16 protein-coding genes and 1 pseudogene are annotated in these 20,908 nt (G+C 47.9%); 3 read left to right on the forward strand and 14 right to left on the reverse strand.

Features of this window, described 5'->3' with window-relative positions; genetic code table 11:
• Positions 1 to 1,151 (forward strand): annotated as a pseudogene (locus tag QVP94_RS06180) (phosphoglycerate kinase); the annotation flags it as partial.
• A 90-nt stretch (positions 1,152 to 1,241) separates the two neighbouring features.
• Here QVP94_RS06180 and pulA read toward each other — a convergent pair.
• Together pulA and dnaB are read right to left on the reverse strand one after the other, a co-directional pair.
• A complete protein-coding gene (gene pulA / locus QVP94_RS06185; protein WP_022192207.1) occupies positions 1,242 to 3,239 on the reverse strand; it encodes a type I pullulanase in 1,998 nt (665 codons plus the stop codon).
• Positions 3,240 to 3,368: 129 nt separating this feature from the next.
• The gene (gene dnaB / locus QVP94_RS06190) at positions 3,369 to 4,886 is read right to left on the reverse strand and encodes a replicative DNA helicase (RefSeq protein ID WP_008772408.1); all 1,518 of its coding nucleotides are present in this window, start codon (positions 4,884 to 4,886) and stop codon (positions 3,369 to 3,371) included.
• A gap of 90 nt (positions 4,887 to 4,976) precedes the next feature.
• Here dnaB and QVP94_RS06195 point away from each other — a divergent pair, with 90 nt between their 5' ends.
• Both QVP94_RS06195 and QVP94_RS06200 read left to right on the forward strand, forming a co-directional pair.
• Positions 4,977 to 5,870, forward strand: coding sequence for an immunoglobulin-like domain-containing protein (locus QVP94_RS06195; protein WP_022192208.1), 894 nt, complete (start codon positions 4,977 to 4,979; stop codon positions 5,868 to 5,870).
• Positions 5,871 to 6,248: 378 nt separating this feature from the next.
• Positions 6,249 to 7,175: a magnesium transporter CorA family protein gene (locus tag QVP94_RS06200; RefSeq protein WP_008772410.1), complete on the forward strand. Its 927-nt coding sequence runs from the start codon at positions 6,249 to 6,251 to the stop codon at positions 7,173 to 7,175.
• 94 nt (positions 7,176 to 7,269) lie between these two features.
• Here QVP94_RS06200 and QVP94_RS06205 read toward each other — a convergent pair whose 3' ends face one another.
• From QVP94_RS06205 to ruvX, 12 genes are all read right to left on the reverse strand, one after another.
• Entirely contained in the window at positions 7,270 to 9,513 is a 2,244-nt protein-coding gene (locus QVP94_RS06205; RefSeq protein ID WP_022192209.1) for a GH92 family glycosyl hydrolase, read from the reverse strand.
• Positions 9,514 to 9,553: 40 nt separating this feature from the next.
• Entirely contained in the window at positions 9,554 to 11,731 is a 2,178-nt protein-coding gene (locus QVP94_RS06210; RefSeq protein WP_022192210.1) for a glycoside hydrolase family 20 protein, read from the reverse strand.
• A gap of 127 nt (positions 11,732 to 11,858) precedes the next feature.
• A complete protein-coding gene (gene rbp / locus QVP94_RS06215; protein ID WP_005857680.1) occupies positions 11,859 to 12,104 on the reverse strand; it encodes an RNA-binding regulator in 246 nt (81 codons plus the stop codon).
• 604 nt (positions 12,105 to 12,708) lie between these two features.
• Positions 12,709 to 13,053: a 50S ribosomal protein L20 gene (rplT, locus tag QVP94_RS06220; protein WP_005857682.1), complete on the reverse strand. Its 345-nt coding sequence runs from the start codon at positions 13,051 to 13,053 to the stop codon at positions 12,709 to 12,711.
• A 105-nt stretch (positions 13,054 to 13,158) separates the two neighbouring features.
• Complete coding sequence (rpmI, locus tag QVP94_RS06225) at positions 13,159 to 13,356, reverse strand: 50S ribosomal protein L35 (protein WP_005857684.1); 198 nt, start codon at positions 13,354 to 13,356, stop codon at positions 13,159 to 13,161.
• Between the two features lie 55 nt (positions 13,357 to 13,411).
• On the reverse strand, positions 13,412 to 14,038 hold the full coding sequence (gene infC / locus QVP94_RS06230) for a translation initiation factor IF-3 (protein WP_005857686.1): 627 nt from the start codon (positions 14,036 to 14,038) through the stop codon (positions 13,412 to 13,414).
• A 33-nt stretch (positions 14,039 to 14,071) separates the two neighbouring features.
• Positions 14,072 to 16,027 (reverse strand): threonine--tRNA ligase, encoded by a 1,956-nt coding sequence (gene thrS, locus QVP94_RS06235; protein ID WP_005857688.1) that lies wholly within the window; start codon positions 16,025 to 16,027, stop codon positions 14,072 to 14,074.
• A 90-nt stretch (positions 16,028 to 16,117) separates the two neighbouring features.
• A complete protein-coding gene (locus QVP94_RS06240; RefSeq protein WP_005857690.1) occupies positions 16,118 to 18,241 on the reverse strand; it encodes a tetratricopeptide repeat protein in 2,124 nt (707 codons plus the stop codon).
• A 41-nt stretch (positions 18,242 to 18,282) separates the two neighbouring features.
• Positions 18,283 to 18,615 (reverse strand): acyl-CoA carboxylase biotin carboxyl carrier protein subunit, encoded by a 333-nt coding sequence (locus tag QVP94_RS06245; protein WP_005857691.1) that lies wholly within the window; start codon positions 18,613 to 18,615, stop codon positions 18,283 to 18,285.
• A gap of 12 nt (positions 18,616 to 18,627) precedes the next feature.
• A complete protein-coding gene (locus tag QVP94_RS06250) occupies positions 18,628 to 20,175 on the reverse strand; it encodes an acyl-CoA carboxylase subunit beta (RefSeq protein WP_005857693.1) in 1,548 nt (515 codons plus the stop codon).
• A 20-nt stretch (positions 20,176 to 20,195) separates the two neighbouring features.
• Complete coding sequence (def, locus tag QVP94_RS06255) at positions 20,196 to 20,753, reverse strand: peptide deformylase (RefSeq protein WP_005857695.1); 558 nt, start codon at positions 20,751 to 20,753, stop codon at positions 20,196 to 20,198.
• A gap of 3 nt (positions 20,754 to 20,756) precedes the next feature.
• Positions 20,757 to 20,908 (reverse strand): Holliday junction resolvase RuvX (gene ruvX / locus QVP94_RS06260; protein ID WP_288213190.1); only part of this gene is annotated, 152 nt, incomplete at its 5' end.

The raw sequence follows: 20,908 nt of genomic DNA on the forward strand, positions 1-20,908 counted from the left end.
CTACATGAATGAAGATCTTAGCGGATGGTGGTAGCGTAATTATCGGTTCTCACCTAGGCCGTCCGAAAGGCGTTACTGAGAAGTTCTCCTTGAAACACATATTGAAACACCTTTCTGAGTTGTTAGGCGTAGATGTTCAGTTTGCAAACGACTGTATTGGCGAAGAAGCCGGCGCTAAGGCTGCCGCTTTGCAACCGGGCGAAGCTTTGTTGCTTGAGAACCTTCGTTTCTACGCTGAGGAAGAAGGCAAACCAAGAGGTTTGGCTGAAGACGCTTCCGACGAGGAGAAGAAGGCTGCCAAGAAAGCCGTTAAAGAAAGCCAGAAAGAGTTCACGAAGAGATTGGCTTCTTACGCTGACTGCTATGTAAACGACGCGTTCGGTACCGCTCACCGTGCTCACGCTTCTACGGCTTTGATCGCTGACTACTTCGATACGGACAACAAGATGTTCGGTTATTTGATGGAGAAAGAAGTGAAGGCTGTCGATAAGGTTATGAACGACATCCAACGTCCGTTCACCGCTATCATGGGTGGTTCTAAGGTTTCCTCTAAGATCGAGATCATCGAGAACTTGTTGAACAAGGTAGACAACTTGATCATCACGGGTGGTATGACTTATACTTTCACGAAAGCGCAAGGCGGTAAGATCGGTAAGTCTATTTGCGAGGACGATAAGTTGGATCTTGCTCTTGATTTGATCAAGAAAGCGAAAGAAAAAGGCGTAAACTTGGTATTGGCTGTTGACGCTAAGATCGCTGACGATTTCAGCAACGACGCTAAGACCGATTTCGCTCCGGTAGATCAGATTCCTGATGGTTGGGAAGGTCTTGACATAGGTCCGAAGACCGAGGCTATCTACGCTGACGTTATCAAGAACTCTAAGACGATCCTTTGGAACGGTCCTACGGGTGTATTCGAGTTCGAGAACTTTACGCACGGATCTCGCACGGTTGGCGAGGCTATCGTTGAGGCTACGAAGAACGGCGCTTTCTCTTTAGTAGGTGGTGGCGACTCTGTTGCTTGCGTTAACAAATTCGGTTTGGCTAACGGCGTATCTTACGTTTCTACAGGTGGTGGCGCTCTTCTTGAGGCTATCGAAGGTAAGGTTCTTCCAGGTATCGCAGCTGTAAAAGGCGAGGCTTACAAATAATCAGATAAGTAAGTGATTTAATAAAAAATCCCCCGGGACGCTCGAGATATTCGAGATGTCCCGGGGGATTTTCTTTGATTTAGTTCCGTATTAATCTTGTTTCAAGATCAAGGCGGAAGAGGCGCTTACGGTAGTTTTACCCTGTACGGAACCTTTACCGTCCAGATAAATCCGACCATCCTTACAAACCGGAACCCATGTTCCTTCCGGCAGAGAAACCGTTACCGCCTTCCGGTTCCCGTTAAAGATAACCATAATCTTCTTCCAACTATCCCCGTTCGCATGCTCCCCTAAGGTATACGCTACAACACCGGGCTGGTTCACTTCTTGGAATTGAAGGGCCTCCCTCACTCCCTCGGCCGTGGCGATACGGAAAGCCGGGTGCGACTTACGAAGGGCGATCAAATCCTTGTAATAGTTGAAAACATCCTTGTTTTTTGCCTTCAAAGACCAGTCGATCTCATTGATTGAATCGGGCGATTGATAGCTGTTATGTACGCCCTTCTTATCGTGCAGCAACTCCTCTCCTGCCCGCATGAAGGGTACTCCTTGCGAGGTGAAGATGATGGTCTGGGCCAACTTGCCGAATCGTATCAACTCATCCGGGGTAGCGTCTTTCGGAGCCGAGAGCTTCAACTTATCCATCAAACAAAGATCATCGTGGCAAGAGACATAGTTGATCACTTGCGTAGGCTTGTTCGCATAAGGCGCTTTGCAATATAATATTTGGTTATAGTCGATTTGCGGATGGCGGATAGCGCCTACGATACCAAACTTAATAGACTCCTCATTGCCTTCCGGCTTTCCGGAGGCGAAACCGGCCTGTGTAGTCTCGAACACGCTTCCTTTTAAAGCATCCCGCAGGTCATCGCTAAATACGGCCACGTCATTCAGTTTCGGGGCGTTTACCTTGATCGCCCGTTGATCTTCTGGTAGCGGGGAATCGCTAGCGGTCCAGCCCTCGCCGTATACGAAGATGGAAGGATCTAGTTTGGTTAACTCGGCTTTTACCTCGTTCATGGTTTCTACGTCATGGATTCCCATCAAGTCGAAACGGAAACCATCCACATGGTATTCCTCGGCCCAATATTTCACGGACTCCACGATATAGCGGCGTACCATCGCCCGCTCCGAAGCGGTCTCATTGCCACAGCCGGAGGCATCCGAATAGCTTCCGTCCGGTTTATGACGGTAGAAGTAACCGGGGACGGTCAAGCTGAAATTCGACCCGTCACCCACAAAGGTATGATTGTAAACCACGTCCATGATCACACGGATACCATTCCGGTGCAATCCCCGCACCATCTCCTTGAACTCACGGATACGAGCCTCGGGATTGTAAGGATCGGTGGAATAGCTCCCCTCGGGGGCGTTATAGTTCTTGGGATCATACCCCCAATTGTACACATTATCTTGCAAGCGAGTCTCGTCCACCGAGCCATAATCATAAGAAGGAAGGATATGGACATGGGTAACGCCCAACTCCTTCAGATGATCCACGCCGGTAGCCACGCCGCCCGGACCTTTCGTGCCGTTCTCCGCCAAGGCGAGAAACTTACCTTTATGCGTCACGCCGGAGTTCGCGGCGATCGAGAAATCCCGATGATGCATCTCGTAGATGATAATATCGGAGAAGCTTTTCAACTCGGGAGATTTATCCGCCTCCCAGCCCTCCGGATCGGTAGCCGCCCAATCGATCACGGCCGCACGGTTTCCATTCACCCCGACGGCTTTCGCCCAGATACCGGGAGTCTCATCCAGCCATTTATCGCCGATACGGATCTGGAAGGTATAGAAGGAACCTTTCAGATCCTCGCTCACGGAGATACGCCACGTACCCTTGTCCGAGGATTTCATCGGCAACCGGCGGACAGGCTCCCCTCCTTCACCGGAGGCGTAAAGATTCAAGCGGACTTCTTCCGCCGTCGGGGCCCAAAGGGTGAACACGGATTTCGTGGGAGAATAGAACAACTCCAGATCGTCTCCCTCATAGGAAGGGTATTCATCAAAGGATTTGTATTCTTTCGGCGAGTTGCAGCTAAGCAACAGCGACAGGTATATAGATACCGGAACTAAGTGTCTCGTCATGGCTGATTCAGTAATTTGTTTTCAATCACAAAGATAGAAGATTCGAACCGGATTCGCCAACGAAACAGAAAAGAAGAGGCGAAAAATCTACCGCAAACGTTTTCGCCTCTTTCGCTCATTCATGCTATATTAGAACGGAACCTCGTTACTGCTACCTTGACTCAAGAAGTCAGCTCCCGCCGATGGGATCGGGGGCATCGGGTCTCCACCGTTCATGGTTGAGGAGAATTCCCTTACCGCTATATCTTCCTCTACGTTCATAAACTTGGCGAACTCGCTCTTAAAGCGCAGCCGGACATCCCCCACGGCACCGTTACGATGCTTGGCGATAATGATCTCGGCGAGACCGATCAGGGAATTTCCCCGCTCGTCTTCCGTAATCTTATAATATTCGGGACGGTGGATGAAACATACCATATCGGCATCCTGCTCGATAGCTCCGGACTCACGCAAGTCGGCTAGCTGCGGACGCTTACCTTCCACGCCTTGACGGGCTTCCACACCACGGTTCAACTGCGACAAGGCGATGATCGGGATATTCAATTCCTTGGCCAATCCCTTCAACGAGCGGGAGATCGTACTCACCTCCTGCTCACGGCTACCGAAGTTCATACCGCTAGCGTTCATCAACTGAAGGTAGTCGATAATGATACATTTGATGCCATGCTCGCGCACCAAGCGACGGGCTTTCGTTCGCAGCTCGAAGACGGACAAGCTCGGGGTATCGTCCACGAAGATCGGGGCGTCGTAAAGCTCCTTGATCTTAAAATCCAGCTGCTCCCACTCGTAGCTCTCCAAGCGTCCGCTCTTGATCTTCTCGCCCGGTATCTCGCAGACATTCACGATCAGACGGTTTACCAACTGCACGTTACTCATCTCGAGCGAGAACAGGGCGACAGGCGTATTGAAATTCACCGCCATATTCTTCGCCATGGAAAGGACGAAGGCCGTCTTACCCATGGCCGGACGGGCGGCGATAATGATAAGGTCTGAATTCTGCCAACCGGAAGTCATCTTATCCAACCCCTCGAAGCCCGTACGCAATCCGCTCAGACCTTCCTTCTGGAGGGCCGCCTTTTGCAACATCTCCATAGCGTCCTTGATGACGGGGTTGATCTGGGTGACATCCTTCTTTACGTTACGTTGCGAGATCTCGAACAACTTACCCTCCGCCTCTTGCATCAGGTCCTCTACATCGAGCGTCTCATCAAATGCCTTTCCTTGAATCATCGCCGTGAAAGAGATCAACTCCCTCGCCAGATATTTCTGGGCGATGATCCGGGCGTGATACTCGATATGGGCGCTGCTGGCCACCTTGCTGGTAAGTTGAGAGATATAGAACGGTCCGCCTACATCCTCCAATTCTCCCCGTTTCTTCAATTGCTCCGTTACGGTAAGCATATCCACGGGACGCTGGCTCAACGCCAAGTCTACGATAGCGGCATAAATCTTCTCATGCGCTTTCTCATAGAAACACTCCGGCTTCAAGATCTCACTGACGATCGAGTACGCGTCTTTCTCCAGCATCAACGCACCCAACACAGCCTCCTCTAACTCACGGGCCTGTGGCTGAAGACGCCCCATATCGGGGAGCATCTCCACAGGCTTTTTCCTTCCTCTTCCTGTATTTCTTGTACCTTCTGCCATCATTCTTTCTATTTGGGGAGTCAAAGGTAATATCTTTTACCCATTTCTGAAAAAGATTCTTTATATTTAGGAATTAAAACCTGTCGAATCATGAAAGCGTATTTTATCGGATTAGTTATCATGGGAGGTTGCCTATTATACGGCTGCCATACCAAACAAAAGAAAGGGGAAAACAGTAGCGACTACTCAGCCGACTCCCAATCCATAGCACGGCAAGATACCCTACCGTTACCGACTGATACCCATGCCGCATCTTCAGTTTCCACGGAAGGATGGACCGCCAAGCAGATACGGGACAGCATAGAATTGTTCTTCGGCAAGGAATACGATACCCTTCCCCCGCATCTACGGAAGATCCGCGGCAACCTGACCTCCCTCTGGAACACGGACGACTCCGTCTTCCTACAGCTTATCATAGCGGAGAAGGAGTATGTGGAGGCTTTCAAGACTTACGTATTCAATTCACCCCTCATCCGGATCGGCGGAGGCCCTTACGACCGGCCACCCGAGGAAGCTATCAGCATGGACACCACCCACTTCTCCATGCGAGTAAGACCGAACGTCTACCCAACCAACATCGAGCGGATCGAGATCGCTATCACCAACCATACCGACCTGGAAGGGATGGGAGGCGAAGAGTATTTCATCGAGCGTTTCGACGGGAGGGCATGGAAAGGAATCCCGCAACCCACCGCCTTCGTCGCTCTCGGCTATCCGATCTTTCCTAACCAGACAAGAGACGATTTCTCGGCCACCTTGCTACCCGAACTCAAGGAAAACCCTCCGGGATTGTACCGGGTGCATAAGAGCGTCAGCACCGGACATGGCGCCGGCCTCGTACATTACCCTTTAACCGCCACATTCTACCTATCCGATAACCCGGAAGATTATGAGGAATACACACGCTTCGCCAGCCGGCTCCACGAGCCTCGCCCCATGGCCGAGTTCAAGGGAGGAAGAGAAGCCATGGCCCGGTCAGCATAGATACCGGGCTCTTCTTCTACTTCAACGAAGAGGGGAAATGCGGGATTGAATAAACGGCCAGTACTGCCTAAGAAGTATTGGAGTACTTCTTAGGCAGTACTCGGGTACTTCCATGAAAGTACTCCAGTACTATTACCAGAAGTATCGCAATACTCTCAGAGAAGTAAGCCTATGCTAACGTAAACTGGCAACAATATTGCTGTCAGCATACAGCGACATAACTTTACTTACGTAAAAAAGTATTATCTTTGCACCCGTAAAAAGTAATTTTCAAATTATGGACGACAGTATCCCGCTAGAAACAGAACAAAGTATGAACTAACGAGGCGGAGGGTTTCATTGATCCTCTGCTCGGATTAAACACGAAAGGAGGCAATAATGAGACAATTTCTTTATTGTGAGGCCGGTTATGTGGAGAAGAACCAATGGCTTCCTAACAGTTGGGTAAACGTAGAGTGCCCGACTCCCGAAGATCTTCAATTCTTGATGGATCGATTTAACGTACCCGAATCATTCTTGAGCGATATAGCCGATACGGACGAGCGTCCCCGTATCGAGTACGAGGGGAATTGGTTGCTTACCATCTTACGTATCCCGTTGCAGAACCAAGATCATGACATCCCGTTCAATACGGTGCCGATCGGTATCATCACGAACAATGAGATCATCGTAAGCGTATGTTACCATAAGACGGACTTGATCCCCGATTTCATCCGCTATACCCAACGGAAGGAACTCCAGATTAAAAACAAGTATGAATTGATCCTCCGGCTGATCCACTCATCGGCCGTATGGTTCCTTAAATACCTGAAACAAATCAATTACGCCGTCACCGAGGCGGAAAAGGCGTTAGAGAAAAGCATCCGTAACGAGGATCTGCTAGCGTTGATGAAGCTGGAGAAAAGCATGGTATTCTTCAACACCTCCATCCGCGGGAATGAGGTGATGCTGGCCAAGCTCCAGAATATTTTCCAAGAGCCGCAATATATCGACAAGGATTTAGTGGAGGACGTGGAGATCGAGTTGAAACAGGCCCATAACACGGTAAATATCTATAGCGATATTCTTACGGGTACGATGGACGCTTTCGCCTCTATCATCTCCAACAACGTGAACACGATCATGAAACGTATGACATCACTTTCCATTATCTTAATGGTTCCGACATTAATCGCTAGCTTCTACGGGATGAACGTCCCGATCTACATGGAGGATATGCCGCATGGTTTCGTGGTTATCATCTTGCTCTCGATCTTGCTATCCGCTACGGCCTTTTTCATATTCAGGAAGATCAAATGGTTCTAGGATATCAAATAAATAAACCGGACGCAGATCACCCGTGCTTGTCGGTGTCATCTGCGTCCGGTAAATATCAAATTCGGTATATCTTTATCTTGGCTTACTTATGCGTATCCTCGAGGATATAACGCAAGGTTCCGGCATTCACCAATTCCTCTTGCGAGATGGTGTAGCCCTTTAGCTTTTTATCGCCGGCGAAAACGTCCTTGATGTAGATCGCTTCCGGATTACTATGCTTAGACTCGATTACCAATTCGCCTTTAGGATAGAATTTCTTGTCGAGCTGGATCGTAACCTTATCGAAAGTCGGGGAAGTCAATACATAGTTCACGTCGCCCGGACAAGCTGGGTAGAAGCCCATCATGGAGAAAATAGCCCAAGCGGACATCGTGCCTGTATCCTCGTTACCCGGGACACCGTTCGGGGCGTTATGATAGCAATCCTTCAACAACTGACGGACCAACTTCTGGGTACGCCAAGCCTCTCCCTTGAAATAGCTAAACAAATAAGGATAAGCGATATCTGGCTCGTTGGCGGGATCATAATTGCCGTCATCGAATACCTTCTGCAAATGATCGACAAATTTCTTATCGCCTCCCATCAATTTGGCCAGTCCCTTGATATCGTGAGGAACATAAAACGTATAATTCCATGCGTTGCCTTCATGGAAACCGGGACTAGGCTCGAAGTTCTCGCCTTGTTTCGGATCGAACGGAGAGTAGAAGGTGCCGTCCGGCAAGATCGGACGCAGCGTTCCGAACTCCTTGCTATAATAATGCTTGTAACCTAAAGAACGGTCACGGAATAACTTGGCATCCTCTTTCTTACCCAAGGCTTGAGCGAAATTAGCCAAGTTCCAGTCGGCGATATAATATTCCAACGCATGAGATACGGAGTTATCGTATTGCTCACGCAAAGGAACATAGCCCTTGCTGAAATAATCGTTCGCGTCCGGACGAAGCAGGTTGAACTCTCCCGGGGTAGTAGCGCCTTTGCGCATCGCCTCATAAGCGGTTTGCTCATCAAAGTCACGCAAGCCACGCATCCATGCGTCTACGATATACGGGATCGAGGGATCGCCCTCCATCGTAAAGGTCTCACGTCCGTAAAGCTCCCATTTCGGTAACCAACCGTTTTCCCGATACATATCCAGCATCGTACGGATAATATCCAATTGACGCTCCGGATAGAGCAAGGTCATCAAGGTACTTACGTTGCGGTACGTATCCCACAAGGAGAAGACCGTATAACGGTTTCCGGTGGTATGGCCTACTTTCAGGCTCTCCATCATCGGGTACTCGCCGTTCACGTCTTGCAGGATATTCGGATGGATCAGCAAATGATACATACCGGTATAGAATATCGTTTTCTCGTCTTTCGTACCCCCTTCCACTTGTACCTTGGAAAGATCCTTGTTCCACATCGTGCTAGCCGCCGTACGGACCTTGTCGAAATCGAAGCCGGGCTGCTCCGTATTCATGTTCAGGCGGGCGTTCTCGATGCTCACGTACGAGATACCCATCTTCACCTCGATAGCCTCGCCCTCGTCCGTATCGTAATCGAACCATACGCCGACATCGTCTCCGCTCATCTCACGGGTATAACTGGTATATAACTTATACTTGCCGGAGTAGATATCCCATTCGGCCTCTACCCCCTTCATCTCACGTTGTTTCTTCCAATAACCCATCTTCTTCGGGGCCTTGTTTACCTTCATCACGAAGTAAACCGGGAATACGGCCTGTGGATTATAGCAGAACGTACCTAAAAGCTTACTCCCCTCGATCTCCGTATCATTCACGATACGTACCGTGGCGCCGGTCTCGTTCGTCAAGCCCTCGCCTAGGTTCAAGAGGATATGGCTCTCCCCTTTCGGGAAGGTAAAACGGCTCAAGCCCGTACGCATGCTGGCAGTAGCCTCCGCCTTGATATTATACTTGGTCAAGGTATTGCTATAATAACCGGGGTGAGCCACCTCGTCCTTGTACTCACTGCCGTAAACCTTATAGTCCACGTTCAACTCGCCCGTCGTCGGCATCAATAGCAAACCTCCCAGCTCCGGGCATCCCACGCCGCTCAAGCTACCGTGGGCGAATCCCGTAAAGAATTTATTGTCTGCCGAGTAAGGAGTAGACCACCATTGACTATCCTTGTCAAAACGATTCTTCTCCGACCCCATGACATTGAAAGGAACCACGCTCATCATACCCTGCGGACAAACCGCGCCGGGATTCGTCGTACCGTAATTGCTCGTACCGATGAAGGGGTTCACATAATCTACCGGTTGCTGCGCCGTAGCGAACAGACTGCCACACAACAGGAAGGTCATTAACTGTTTCTTCATTTGATAAATGTATTTTAGTTGATAATTAATTGATTCATACTTACCAGATCACGATCTCATCCGTGAAGATGAAACCCTTATTTGCCTCTTTTGCCTTGATACGGATATAACGGGCTTTCCAATCGCCGTTAAACGTATATTCCTGAAAAGACAGGTCTTTATCCGTATTGGATATCGTAGTAGGGATAACTCCCTGCGAGATATAGCTCTCCCCGTCTTCCGATGTCAGCAACTCCACCTCTCCCGGTTGGTACACGCCCGGGCCGATCAATTGCATAAAGCGGGACGATACCTTATGGATATCCGTCACCTCGCCCATGTCCACCACGCAATCCAAGTCATTCAAATAACCCTGCCAACGACCGTCCAGATAAGTCAAGCCTCCCCTGTAGCCGTCCAGCAAGGCGTTCATGCCACCCGCCATATAACCGCTATACAGCTTACTATTATAATGTATAGGCTTATTGATACCCCGGTGATAATCCACCTTCTTCTCGGTAGGCGTTCCTTGAAGCTGCCCGTCACGGAAGATAGCGGCCTTGATATCAGCGGAGTCTTTCACCACGATCGGGCCGTTATAGACCCGGGAAGAGGCGGCGGGAATAGAGCCGTCTGTCGTGTAACGTATCTCCGCCGGATATTTCTCCGCATCCAACATGACCTTGATCTCTCGCCGCAAGGTATCTACCTCCATCGTGGTCTCGATCTCGTCCGAGAGCGTGAACGTATGGATACCCATCCGTTGCAGAACCGGGATATTCACGTTCATACGAGGCTTAAAATCCTCCCAACTACGATCCTCTTGCGGAGTCCATCCGATCTCGGCGACCGCTAAGGCACGAGGGAACATCATATACTCCAGATGCTTTTCATCCTTGATATACTCCGTCCATGTATTCGCCTGTACCCCTAGGATATGCTTACTTTCCTCGGCAGTCAACGAATCCACAGGCACTGGATTATAACTGTACGCCCGCTTGATCGGCGTATAACCGCCGATGGCATACGGCTGTGTCTTCGGATCGGCTTGATAGAAATCGAAATACATATAACCACCCGGTGTCATGACCACGTCGTGTCCCATGCGGGCGGACTTGATTCCCCCTTCCTCGCCCCGCCAAGACATGACGGTAGCCTCCGGAGCCAAGCCCCCTTCCAGAATCTCATCCCAACCGATCAATTTGCGGCCTTTGGAAATCAGGAATTCCTCGGCACGATGAATCATATAGCTCTGCAACTCATCCACGTCCTTCATCCCGTTCCGGCGCATCAAACCTTGACATTTCGGGCAGGTCTTCCAAGCTCCCTTCCCGGCCTCGTCTCCCCCGATATGGATATATTCGGAAGGGAACAACTCGATCACCTCGGACAATACATCCTCCATGAACGTAAACGATTTCTCGTTGCCGATGCAGAAATCACCCGTCGTATAAGGTTTGCCGGCACAACTCAACTCCGGGTACGCCACGAACACCTCGTCCGAATGCCCCGGGAATTCGATTTCCGGTATTATATTAATATGCCGGGCCGTAGCGTAATCCACGATCTCACGGATATCTTCTTTCGTAAAATAACCGCCATATGCCCCCGGAGTTCCTTCCGGCAGATACTTGCGATCCTTTCCATCCCACCATTTCTGCCAATCAGATTCCGTACGGAAAGCCACGTCCGTAGTCAGTTTCGGATATTTATCCATCTGGATACGCCAACCACCGGCATCCGTCAAATGCATATGAAGCGTATTCAATTTATAATAAGACATGACGTTCAATAACTTCATCACCTCCTCTTTCGGGAAGAAATGACGGGAGACATCCAGATGCAAGCCACGATACGGGAAACGGGGATTATCTTGGATCGATACGCAAGGAATCCCTTTCGACGTATACAGCTGGCGCAACGTTTGTTCCCCGTAAAACAATCCGGATTTAGAGGCGGCTCTCAACTCGATCCCCTTCTCGGTCACGTCCAACGCATATCCCTCCGGATTCCCGCCATTAAAAGACTCATCGACCACGTAACGGATCGTACCCGATTGATCATTCCCGAATATGAGATTACTATCTACTTTGAAATAACCGCCAGTCACCTCGATATGGACCGGCTTAGGGATTAAATTCACCTGCGGAACCTCCTTGGGAGCACAGGAAAAAAGTAGTGAGGAACAAGCGAGAGCAAGTCCGGTTACTTTCATGCAAGACCGTTTTGGCAACGTCATAATACTTATTTTTTAGTTGTGTTATTCTTGGTGCGTAAATATACAACAATAATAGACAATATCAAAAAAGCGGAAAGACTATCGTCTCCCCGCTTCAGAGTTATTTTAAGATGTATATCTTCTAAAATTAACGTCTAGGAATTGCTTCTTTTACAACCATCTGACGACCTTCGTACTCAGCTTGGTTTAATTCCTCGATAGCTTTTTGAGCCTCATCAACGTTAGGCATTTCAGCGAAAGCGAAACCCTTAGAACGTCTAGTATCACGATCAACAATTAACTTTACTGAATCAACAATACCATACTCTTCTAATACTTGTTGCAAATCAGATTCTCTTACTCGATAACTCAAGTTTCCAATGTAAATATTCATACGAAAAAAATTAAAAATAAATTAATAATAAAACAAGTGATGTTAGTGAAGATCGATTTCTAGAAGAATATATTATCATTACTGAGAATAGAAACTCGAAGATAAAGAGCAAGACAAACTATCTTTTGTTTGTTGCTACAAAGGAAAGCATTCTTTTTGGATTACCAACTATAAAACCTAATTTATTTTCAAAATAATTCACTTTATCTTCAGAAGACTACTTATATGAGCTAACGAGACTATCTGCGTGAACCGCATAAAAAAGAAGAGAATCTAATTAAAGATCCTCTTCCCTATTTGAAAAAGCCGCACTGTAGATGTGAACAAACTCCGTATGACAGGATTTGAGTGCTTTGCCACCTTTGTAATCCGCCGTGCTAAGCATACCCCGAAGGGCGCGGCCCGCCATTGGCGACAAGAGCTATGTCTCGGAATTAAAATAAACTGATGAGTTTCCCAATCGAACAAGTGCGGCTTAACTCATTCCCTGTTTATCTTTTTCTTGTTACAAAGATATGTAATCGTATCGACATAACCAAACAAAAACAACAAAAAAAGAGCCTCCTTTTCGGGGAGGCTCTTTATTAACTATATAGCAAAAATCTTATTTTACTTTAGCTACGATAGCCTTGAATGCTTCCGGATGGTTAACGGCCAAGTCTGCCAAAACCTTACGGTTGATCTCGATACCGGCAGCGTGCAAAGCACCCATTAGGCGAGAGTAAGACAAACCTTCCATACGAGCGGCAGCGTTGATACGCTGAATCCACAAAGCACGGAAATTACGTTTCTTGTTACGACGGTCGCGGAAAGCATAAGTCAAACCTTTTTCCCATGTATTCTTCGCTACGGTCCAAACGTTCTTACGTGCACCATAATAACCACGGGTTAGTTTTAAAATCCGTTTTCTTTTTGCTCTTGAAGCAACATGATTTACTGATCTAGGCATAATTCTAATCTGTTTTGAATGTTAGCGTCATCTCTTAGGATGAACTTGATTGCTAATGCATTCGGTTAATAAAAATCGTTATAAAACTCGCTTAATGAATAAAGATTACTTCATGCAAAGCATCTGCTTTACGTTGCTTACGTCAACACTAGCTACCAAACCCGTGTGAGTAAGATTTCTCTTTTGCTTCTTAGTCTTCTTTGTTAAGATATGACTCTTAAAAGCGTGTTTTCTTTTGATCTTTCCTGATCCGGTAAGGGCGAACCTCTTTTTGGCACCGGAATTAGTCTTCATCTTAGGCATTTTCCAATTATATTTTAATTATTAAACTTAACCTCCCTTCTATCAGGGACGGATTTTATTCTTCTGTTTTCTTATCACCCTCGCTTTTAGGCTTAGGTGCCGTGATCACTTTCTTTACAACTTTCGGAGCTGCGGCCGTAGCCGGGGCTGAGCCAGTGCCCGCTTTCTTCGGAGTAAGCATGATAATCATACGTTTTCCCTCCAATACCGGCAACTGCTCTACTTTTCCATAATCCTCCAAATCGTTGGCAAAACGAAGCAGCAGGACTTCTCCCTGTTCCTTGAAAAGGATAGAACGGCCTTTAAAGAACACGTAGGCTTTAACCTTCGAACCTTCCTCCAAAAATCCCTTAGCGTGCTTCAATTTAAAATTGTAATCATGATCATCTGTCTGAGGCCCGAAACGAATCTCCTTCACGACCACTTTCACAGATTTCGCTTTTTGCTCTTTCTGACGCTTTTTTTGCTGATAGAGGAATTTCTGGTAGTCGATTACTCTACAAACGGGGGGCGCAGCATTTGGTGAAATCTCGACTAGATCCATCCCCTGCTCTTCCGCTATTTTCAGCGCTTGAGCGATCGGATAAACACCCGTCTCAATATTGTCACCTACTAAACGAACTTCACGAACACGAATACGTTCGTTGATTCTATACTGTTCTTTCAGATTGTCATTCTTCATTCAAAAAGATTTATTCTCCTCGTTATTAGTTATTTAATCATTACTTTTTTGCCAGCGATTCATCATTTCCTCTACCTCGCCATTCAAAAGCGCTGCAAAGGTAGCAATTTTCATCGAACCTTTATCACCTTCGCCCTGTTTTCTTACAGAAACTTCACCATTTTCTGCTTCTTTTTCTCCAACGATGAGCATATAAGGGATTCTTTTCAATTCATTGTCACGAATTTTACGACCGATCTTCTCATTTCGGTCATCTACGATAGCACGGATTTCCTGATTACCTAACTCACGTGCGATTTGCCAAGCGTAATCATTAAACTTCTCGCTGATCGGCATGATACATACCTGCTCCGGAGTCAACCACAACGGGAACTTTCCGGCGGTGTGCTCGATCAATACGGCAACGAACCGTTCCATGGAACCGAACGGCGCACGGTGGATCATAACCGGACGGTGCTTCTGGTTGTCGGCACCCGTATATTCCAATTGGAAACGTTCCGGTAAGTTATAGTCTACCTGAATCGTACCTAACTGCCAACGGCGGCCGATAGCGTCTTTCACCATGAAGTCGAGTTTCGGACCGTAGAAAGCGGCCTCTCCATATTCGATCTTAGCTTTCAAGCCTTTTTCCTCACAAGCCTCTACAATCGCTTGCTCAGCCTTCTCCCAATTCTCGTCGCTACCGATATATTTCTCACGGTTCACCTTGTCACGCAAGGAGATCTGAGCCTCGAAGTTCTCGAAATTCATCGTCTTGAATACGATCGAGATGATGTCCATTACGTTCAAGAATTCCTGCTTTACTTGATCGGGGCGGCAGAAAATATGAGCATCATCCTGTGTAAAGCTACGTACACGGGTCAATCCGTGCAACTCTCCGCTCTGCTCATACCGGCAAACCGTACCGAACTCAGCGAGACGCAACGGCAGGTCCTTATACGAACGAGGAGAGTTTTTATAGATCATACAGTGATGAGGACAGTTCATCGGTTTCAAGAAGTATTCCTCACCCTCCTCAGGTGTATGGATCGGTTGGAAAGAATCCTTTCCGTATTTAGCGTAGTGGCCGGAGGTAATATACAATAATTTATTACCGATCGGCGGACACATTACCTCTTGATAATTATAACGAGCTTGGATACGACGCAAGAACTCTTGCAGACGCAAACGCAAGGCGGTACCTTTCGGCAACCACATCGGTAAGCCCTTACCTACCGTATCGGAGAACATGAACAAGTCCATTTCCTTACCGATCTTACGGTGGTCACGTTTCTTGGCCTCCTCCAACAATGTCAGATACTCATCCAACATCTTCTTTTTCGGGAAAGTGATACCATACAAACGAACCAATTGCTTGCGTTTCTCATCGCCACGCCAATAAGCGCCGGCTACGCTCAATATCTTGACAGCTTTCAGATAAGAGGTATTCGGTAAGTGCGGCCCTCTACACAAGTCCGTAAAAGAACCCTGTGTATAGGTAGTGATCGTACCGTCTTCCAACTCACTGATAAGCTCTGTTTTATACTCTTCACCTCTATCGCCGAACATCTTCATGGCATCCGCCTTGGTAATGTCCTGACGTTTGATCTCTTCTTTCTTGGCTACCAGCTCAAGCATCTTAGCCTCGATAGCAGCGAAATCACCCTCTTTGATCACGGCCTCGCCCGGATCCACGTCATAATAGAAACCGTTCTCGATCGCCGGACCTATACCGAATTTAATACCCGGATATAATTCCTGCAAAGCCTCTGCCATAAGGTGAGCGCTGGAATGCCAGAACGCATGTTTACCTTCCTCGTCTTCCCACTTCAAAAGTTTCACCGTAGCGTCGTCGTTGATAGGACGGCTTAAGTCCCAAACCTCCCCATTCACGCTTGCGGCTAGGACTTCCTGTGCCAAACGAGAACTAATGCTTTCCGCTATCTGCATAGCAGTCGTTCCCTTTGCATATTCTCTTACGGAATTGTCCGGAAATGTAATCTTTATCATATTCTATTCTCTAAAATTCTTTATATTCAGCCCACAAAGTTAATATTTCTTTTCTATCAGCGAAACATTTAACTCGAATAATTTGCGTTATCACCGGCTTGTCATTCGCTTGATGATACTATAGGCGTTGTAGATACCCAATTCCCCTGCCTTGCTCAAGTCGGCGATGCCCCGGTTCACGTCACCTTGCGACAGACGGGCTAACCCACGGTTGTAGTAAGCCTCGGCAAATTCAGGGTCCCGCTCGATCGCCTCGTTGTAATCAACGATAGCGGCACGGAAATCACGCTGGGCGCAACGCAGATTCGCACGGTTAAAGTAAGCGTACACAAAACCCGGGTTCAGCTTGATCACCATATCGTAATCCCTCATGATCTGCTCATGCTCATAGGCTCGCTTATTATCCTTCAGCATAGCGCTCCGGAGGTCCACCGAGGTGTTGGCGTTTACCTGCGACTGTGCGGACTTACCAATATTCAAGTTCATTCCCGAGCCACTCAAGTCGTACGTATCCTTGCTAGCCTGCTGGGATTGGGTGTACATCAATTGCTTATAACGTTCCACGGCACGATTGAAATAAGCCATCGTGAACGACGGGTCTTGCTCGATCGCTTCCGAGAAATTCTTGATCGCCTCCGAGAAATCCTGCACCAACATGAAGTCCATCGCACGGCCAAAATAAGCGTTAGCGTTGTTCGGATCACGCTCGATCTCCGCCGAATACTCGTCGATGGAGGCAAAATGCACGGCGATTTGATCCTCAGTCAAAGCGGCCTCCTCGTTCGTGATACGCAATTTACGCTTCAAGACCATCTGGCCATTGTAATCCTCCACCATCTTGTCGTAATAAACAAGTTTCTTTACGGGATCCGCCTTCTCGTAATAGGTCAAGACAAACTGGGGTTCCAGATCCACATGGACATTCCGGTCTTGTACACGCCCACGGACCTCACTTTGGTATTTACTTTTACGCTCCTGCTCCTTATCGTATACCACCAAGCGGTTGAACTTATTGATATTCTTATCGGATTGCTCACGAGTATTCTCCTCCGAATCGTCCGTCTTGGCATCTCCGTTCACCGCTGTATTGGAGCTAGAAGACGATGTCTTCGGGAGCTGTCCGTTCTTGGCCTGCTCCTCCATCTTTATGGCTGCCCAATAATCACGGTCTGCCCCCACGTTATCCCCTAGCTTACGCTTTGCTTCCGAACGGCTCACAAAGCCTGGCAGGAAAGTAGGATATTGCTTCAAGACCACGTCGTAATCCTGCACGGCCCCCCGGTAGTCGCCCGTCTCGAAACGGAGCAACGCACGGTTGTAATAAGCCATATAGTTATCTGGCTCTTGCTGGATAACGACATCGAAGTCTTCGATAGCACGGTTATTATCCCCGACTTGGAACCGAAGCAAACCTCGGTTGAATCGTGCGATCAAGTTCCGGCTATCCATGCTGATCACCTGATCGTAATCGGCCATCGCACCTCTCAAGTCATTCATCTGATAACGAACTAGCCCCCGGTTAATATAATATCCGCTCTCACGGGTATCCAGACGTAGAGCCTCGTTCAAATCGGCCAAAGCGTCCTTGTAATCATCCATTTGATAATGAAGGATCGCACGATTGCCATACGCCGGCGCATAATAAGGATCCATCTCGATCGCCTTATTATAATCGGCCAAGGCTTTCAACGTATCCCCTTTCTCCAGATACATAGCGCCCCGTGTCATATAATTCATGGAATATTTCGGATGGGCGGTCATTAAATCATCGAATGTCTTCTCCGCCCCGTTATAGTCTTTTTTCTGGATAAAAGCCACCGCCATATTCACCAGCATCTGGCGGTCCTCGGGTTTGAACTCAAGTCCTTTCTGGTAATCGTCGATCGCCTCGTCGTATTTCTCCTGGCTTTGACGGGCGATGCCGCGAGCGTAATACGCTTGCGTTAAAAAAGGGTTCCGCTGAAGACATAAAGTACAGTCTTCCTCGGCCCCCTTAAAATCGTCCAGATTTATCTTCGCCACCGCACGGTAAAAATAGGGTTCCGCCAACCAAGGTTTGGATTTGATAACCTGATTGAAGTACTGAATGGAAAGAACATAATCCTCAAAATAAAGGGCGTTCCTGCCAATGGCCAATACACGGTCCGTATTAATCTGCGCAAAAAGCGAAATCGTAAATATCTGTAATATCAAAAAGAGTGTTGCCTTCTTCATCCTATTAAAAATGATTGAGAGGCAAAAATAAGTAAATTATCTTACTTAGACTCTATTTTTACCATTAAATGATTCTTCGTTATCTTATCGCCCTCTTTTACATTGAGCTCGACAACGACTCCCGATATGGGAGCGACCACCCGGTTCTGCATTTTCATCGCCTCATGGATTAGCAGAAGTTGCCCGGCCTCCACAGCCTGTCCTTCCTCTACCATAATCTTGATAATCGTTCCGGGAAGATGAGAAACCACGTCACCAGCCGACGGCTTATGCCACATCGGTCGGCTCTTATACTTCGCTGTCAGCAACGTCTTATATTTACGTGCCGTCACCACAAAGTCTACATATTCTTCTTGCTGGTGTTTCTTTTCCATACTCTCATCAATTTAGAACGGAGGCAAACCGTGCTTCTTGGCCGGTCTGTATTCCTCTTTTAGAATGGAAAGCTTCAGTGCGTGTAGCAATAATGAACGGGTTTCTTTCGGTTCGATCACAGAGTCGATAAATCCCTTGGAAGCCGCCACGTACGGGTTCGCGAATTTCTCGATATATTCTTTCACCTTCTCCTGACGCATAGCGTTCTGATCTTCCGCCTCCATGATCTCCTTGCGGAATATGATGTTAGCTGCGCCTTCCGGACCCATAACAGCGATCTCCGCGCTCGGCCAAGCGAACATGAAGTCAGCGCCCAAGTGACGGGAGTTCATAGCTATATAACCTCCACCGTACGCCTTGCGCAAGATAACCGTGATCTTAGGAACAGTAGCTTCCGAATACGCATACAGAACCTTAGCCCCATGACGAATCACACCCGCATGCTCTTGATCTACGCCCGGCAGATAACCCGGCATATCCTCCAACGTGATGATAGGAATATTGAATGAGTCGCAGAAACGGATGAAACGAGCGGCCTTGTCAGCGCTATCACAATCAAGCACGCCGGCCAAAACCATCGGTTGATTGGCAACGAAACCTACCGTTTCTCCTGCCATACGACCAAAACCGATCACAATATTAGCGGCCCACAACTCTTGAATCTCCAAGAAGTCCGAGTCATCGACGATACATCTGATAACGTCTCGCACATCATACGGTTGTTTCGGGTCCGCCGGAACTACTTGCTCGATATTCAGCATAGCGGACGGTTCTTTCGGCTCAACCACTTTCGCACGCTCCTGATTATTCCAAGGGATGAAGCTAACCAAACGTTTCACCTGATCGAAACATTCTTGCTCGCTCAAGGCATAGAAATGAGCGTTACCTGTAGTCTCCGCATGAACACGTGCGCCACCAAGGTCTTCCATAGAGATATCCTCACCCAGCACGGTCTTGATAACGTTCGGTCCCGTGATAAACATCTTAGAGATGTTCTCAACCACAAACACGAAGTCCGTCAACGCCGGAGAATAAACGGCACCACCGGCACAAGGACCGAGGATCAAGGAAATCTGAGGGATCACGCCCGAGGCGATCGTATTGCGATAGAATATTTCACCATAACCAGCCAAAGCACCAACACCTTCTTGGATACGCGCGCCACCCGAGTCATTGATTCCGATGATCGGACATTTCATCTTCAACGCATGATCCATGATCTTGGTGATCTTACGAGCATGCTGCAAACCTAACGAACCACCGGCAACCGTAAAGTCCTGCGCATAGATGCAAACCGGGGCACCAAAGATCGTACCCGTACCGGTAACCACACCATCACCCGGCAGAACCTTCTTCTCCATACCGAAATCACGGCCATCGTGTTTCACGAACATGTCATACTCATGGAAAGAGTTCTTATCCAACAAAGCCAAGATACGCTCCCGGGCAGTAAGCTTACCCATCGCCACTTGCTTTTCGATAGCAGCCTCACCACCGCCCATCTCGATAACGGCTTTCTTTTCCCTGAGGGCCTCAATGTTTTTACTTAAATCTGTCATATTGATTATTTATAGATTTATTATTTACCAACGGCTTTTGCCCGGTAAGAGCAACGAACCGTCCCTTTAATAATACTATTTAATTTGCCTTTGTTCAATTGACGGCGAATAGCGGAGACATTGTCGATAAAGACATGCCCCGTCAGATGCTCGCACTCATGCTGCACGATACGGGCGGCGAAACCTTCCACCACTTCCTCGTGTTCCTCCCAATTCTCATCCCAATATCTCACACGAACCGTTTTCGAGCGAGACACTTTCTCGTGTATACCCGGCAGGCTCAAGCAGCCTTCCTCCATAGCTATTTCCTCCTCGCTACGTTCCAAAAACTCGGGATTAATCAACGCACGCTTGAAACCCTTGCATTCAGGGAAGTCATCTCCCATCACATCACCGTCTATAACCACCAAACGGATAGACAAGCCCACCTGAGGAGCGGCAAGCCCTACCCCATCAGCATTATACATCGTTTCAAACATATTGGCAACCAACTGTTTCAAGTCGGGATAATCTTTAGGTACATCCTCAGCCTCTTTTCTTAGTACGGGCTGACCATATAAAAATACGGGTAAAATCATAAGTTATAACTGATATTTTTTACTTTCTAAATAAGCTTGCAAAATAATAACGGCGCTAATCTCATCAACCAATCCTTTATCTTGCCGTTTCTTTTTCTTTAAACCGCCTTCCAACATGGCCTTATGAGCTAAGACCGACGTGAACCGCTCGTCGT

The sequence above is a fragment of the Parabacteroides sp. CAG:2 genome (assembly GCF_000436315.1).
Lineage (GTDB): Bacteria > Bacteroidota > Bacteroidia > Bacteroidales > Tannerellaceae > Parabacteroides > Parabacteroides distasonis.

What these genes read in the sequence shown, in the direction of transcription:
- QVP94_RS06240 (WP_005857690.1), bottom strand. Translation starts at nt 18,241, where the DNA reads ATGAAGAAGGCAACACTCTTTTTGATATTACAGATATTTACGATTTCG.
- QVP94_RS06245 (WP_005857691.1), bottom strand. Translation starts at nt 18,615, where the DNA reads ATGGAAAAGAAACACCAGCAAGAAGAATATGTAGACTTTGTGGTGACG.
- rpmI (WP_005857684.1), bottom strand. Translation starts at nt 13,356, where the DNA reads ATGCCTAAGATGAAGACTAATTCCGGTGCCAAAAAGAGGTTCGCCCTT.
- rplT (WP_005857682.1), bottom strand. Translation starts at nt 13,053, where the DNA reads ATGCCTAGATCAGTAAATCATGTTGCTTCAAGAGCAAAAAGAAAACGG.
- rbp (WP_005857680.1), bottom strand. Translation starts at nt 12,104, where the DNA reads ATGAATATTTACATTGGAAACTTGAGTTATCGAGTAAGAGAATCTGAT.
- thrS (WP_005857688.1), bottom strand. Translation starts at nt 16,027, where the DNA reads ATGATAAAGATTACATTTCCGGACAATTCCGTAAGAGAATATGCAAAG.
- pulA (WP_022192207.1), bottom strand. Translation starts at nt 3,239, where the DNA reads ATGACGAGACACTTAGTTCCGGTATCTATATACCTGTCGCTGTTGCTT.
- QVP94_RS06195 (WP_022192208.1), top strand. Translation starts at nt 4,977, where the DNA reads ATGAAAGCGTATTTTATCGGATTAGTTATCATGGGAGGTTGCCTATTA.
- dnaB (WP_008772408.1), bottom strand. Translation starts at nt 4,886, where the DNA reads ATGGCAGAAGGTACAAGAAATACAGGAAGAGGAAGGAAAAAGCCTGTG.
- QVP94_RS06250 (WP_005857693.1), bottom strand. Translation starts at nt 20,175, where the DNA reads ATGACAGATTTAAGTAAAAACATTGAGGCCCTCAGGGAAAAGAAAGCC.
- QVP94_RS06210 (WP_022192210.1), bottom strand. Translation starts at nt 11,731, where the DNA reads ATGACGTTGCCAAAACGGTCTTGCATGAAAGTAACCGGACTTGCTCTC.
- def (WP_005857695.1), bottom strand. Translation starts at nt 20,753, where the DNA reads ATGATTTTACCCGTATTTTTATATGGTCAGCCCGTACTAAGAAAAGAG.
- QVP94_RS06205 (WP_022192209.1), bottom strand. Translation starts at nt 9,513, where the DNA reads ATGAAGAAACAGTTAATGACCTTCCTGTTGTGTGGCAGTCTGTTCGCT.
- QVP94_RS06200 (WP_008772410.1), top strand. Translation starts at nt 6,249, where the DNA reads ATGAGACAATTTCTTTATTGTGAGGCCGGTTATGTGGAGAAGAACCAA.
- infC (WP_005857686.1), bottom strand. Translation starts at nt 14,038, where the DNA reads ATGAAGAATGACAATCTGAAAGAACAGTATAGAATCAACGAACGTATT.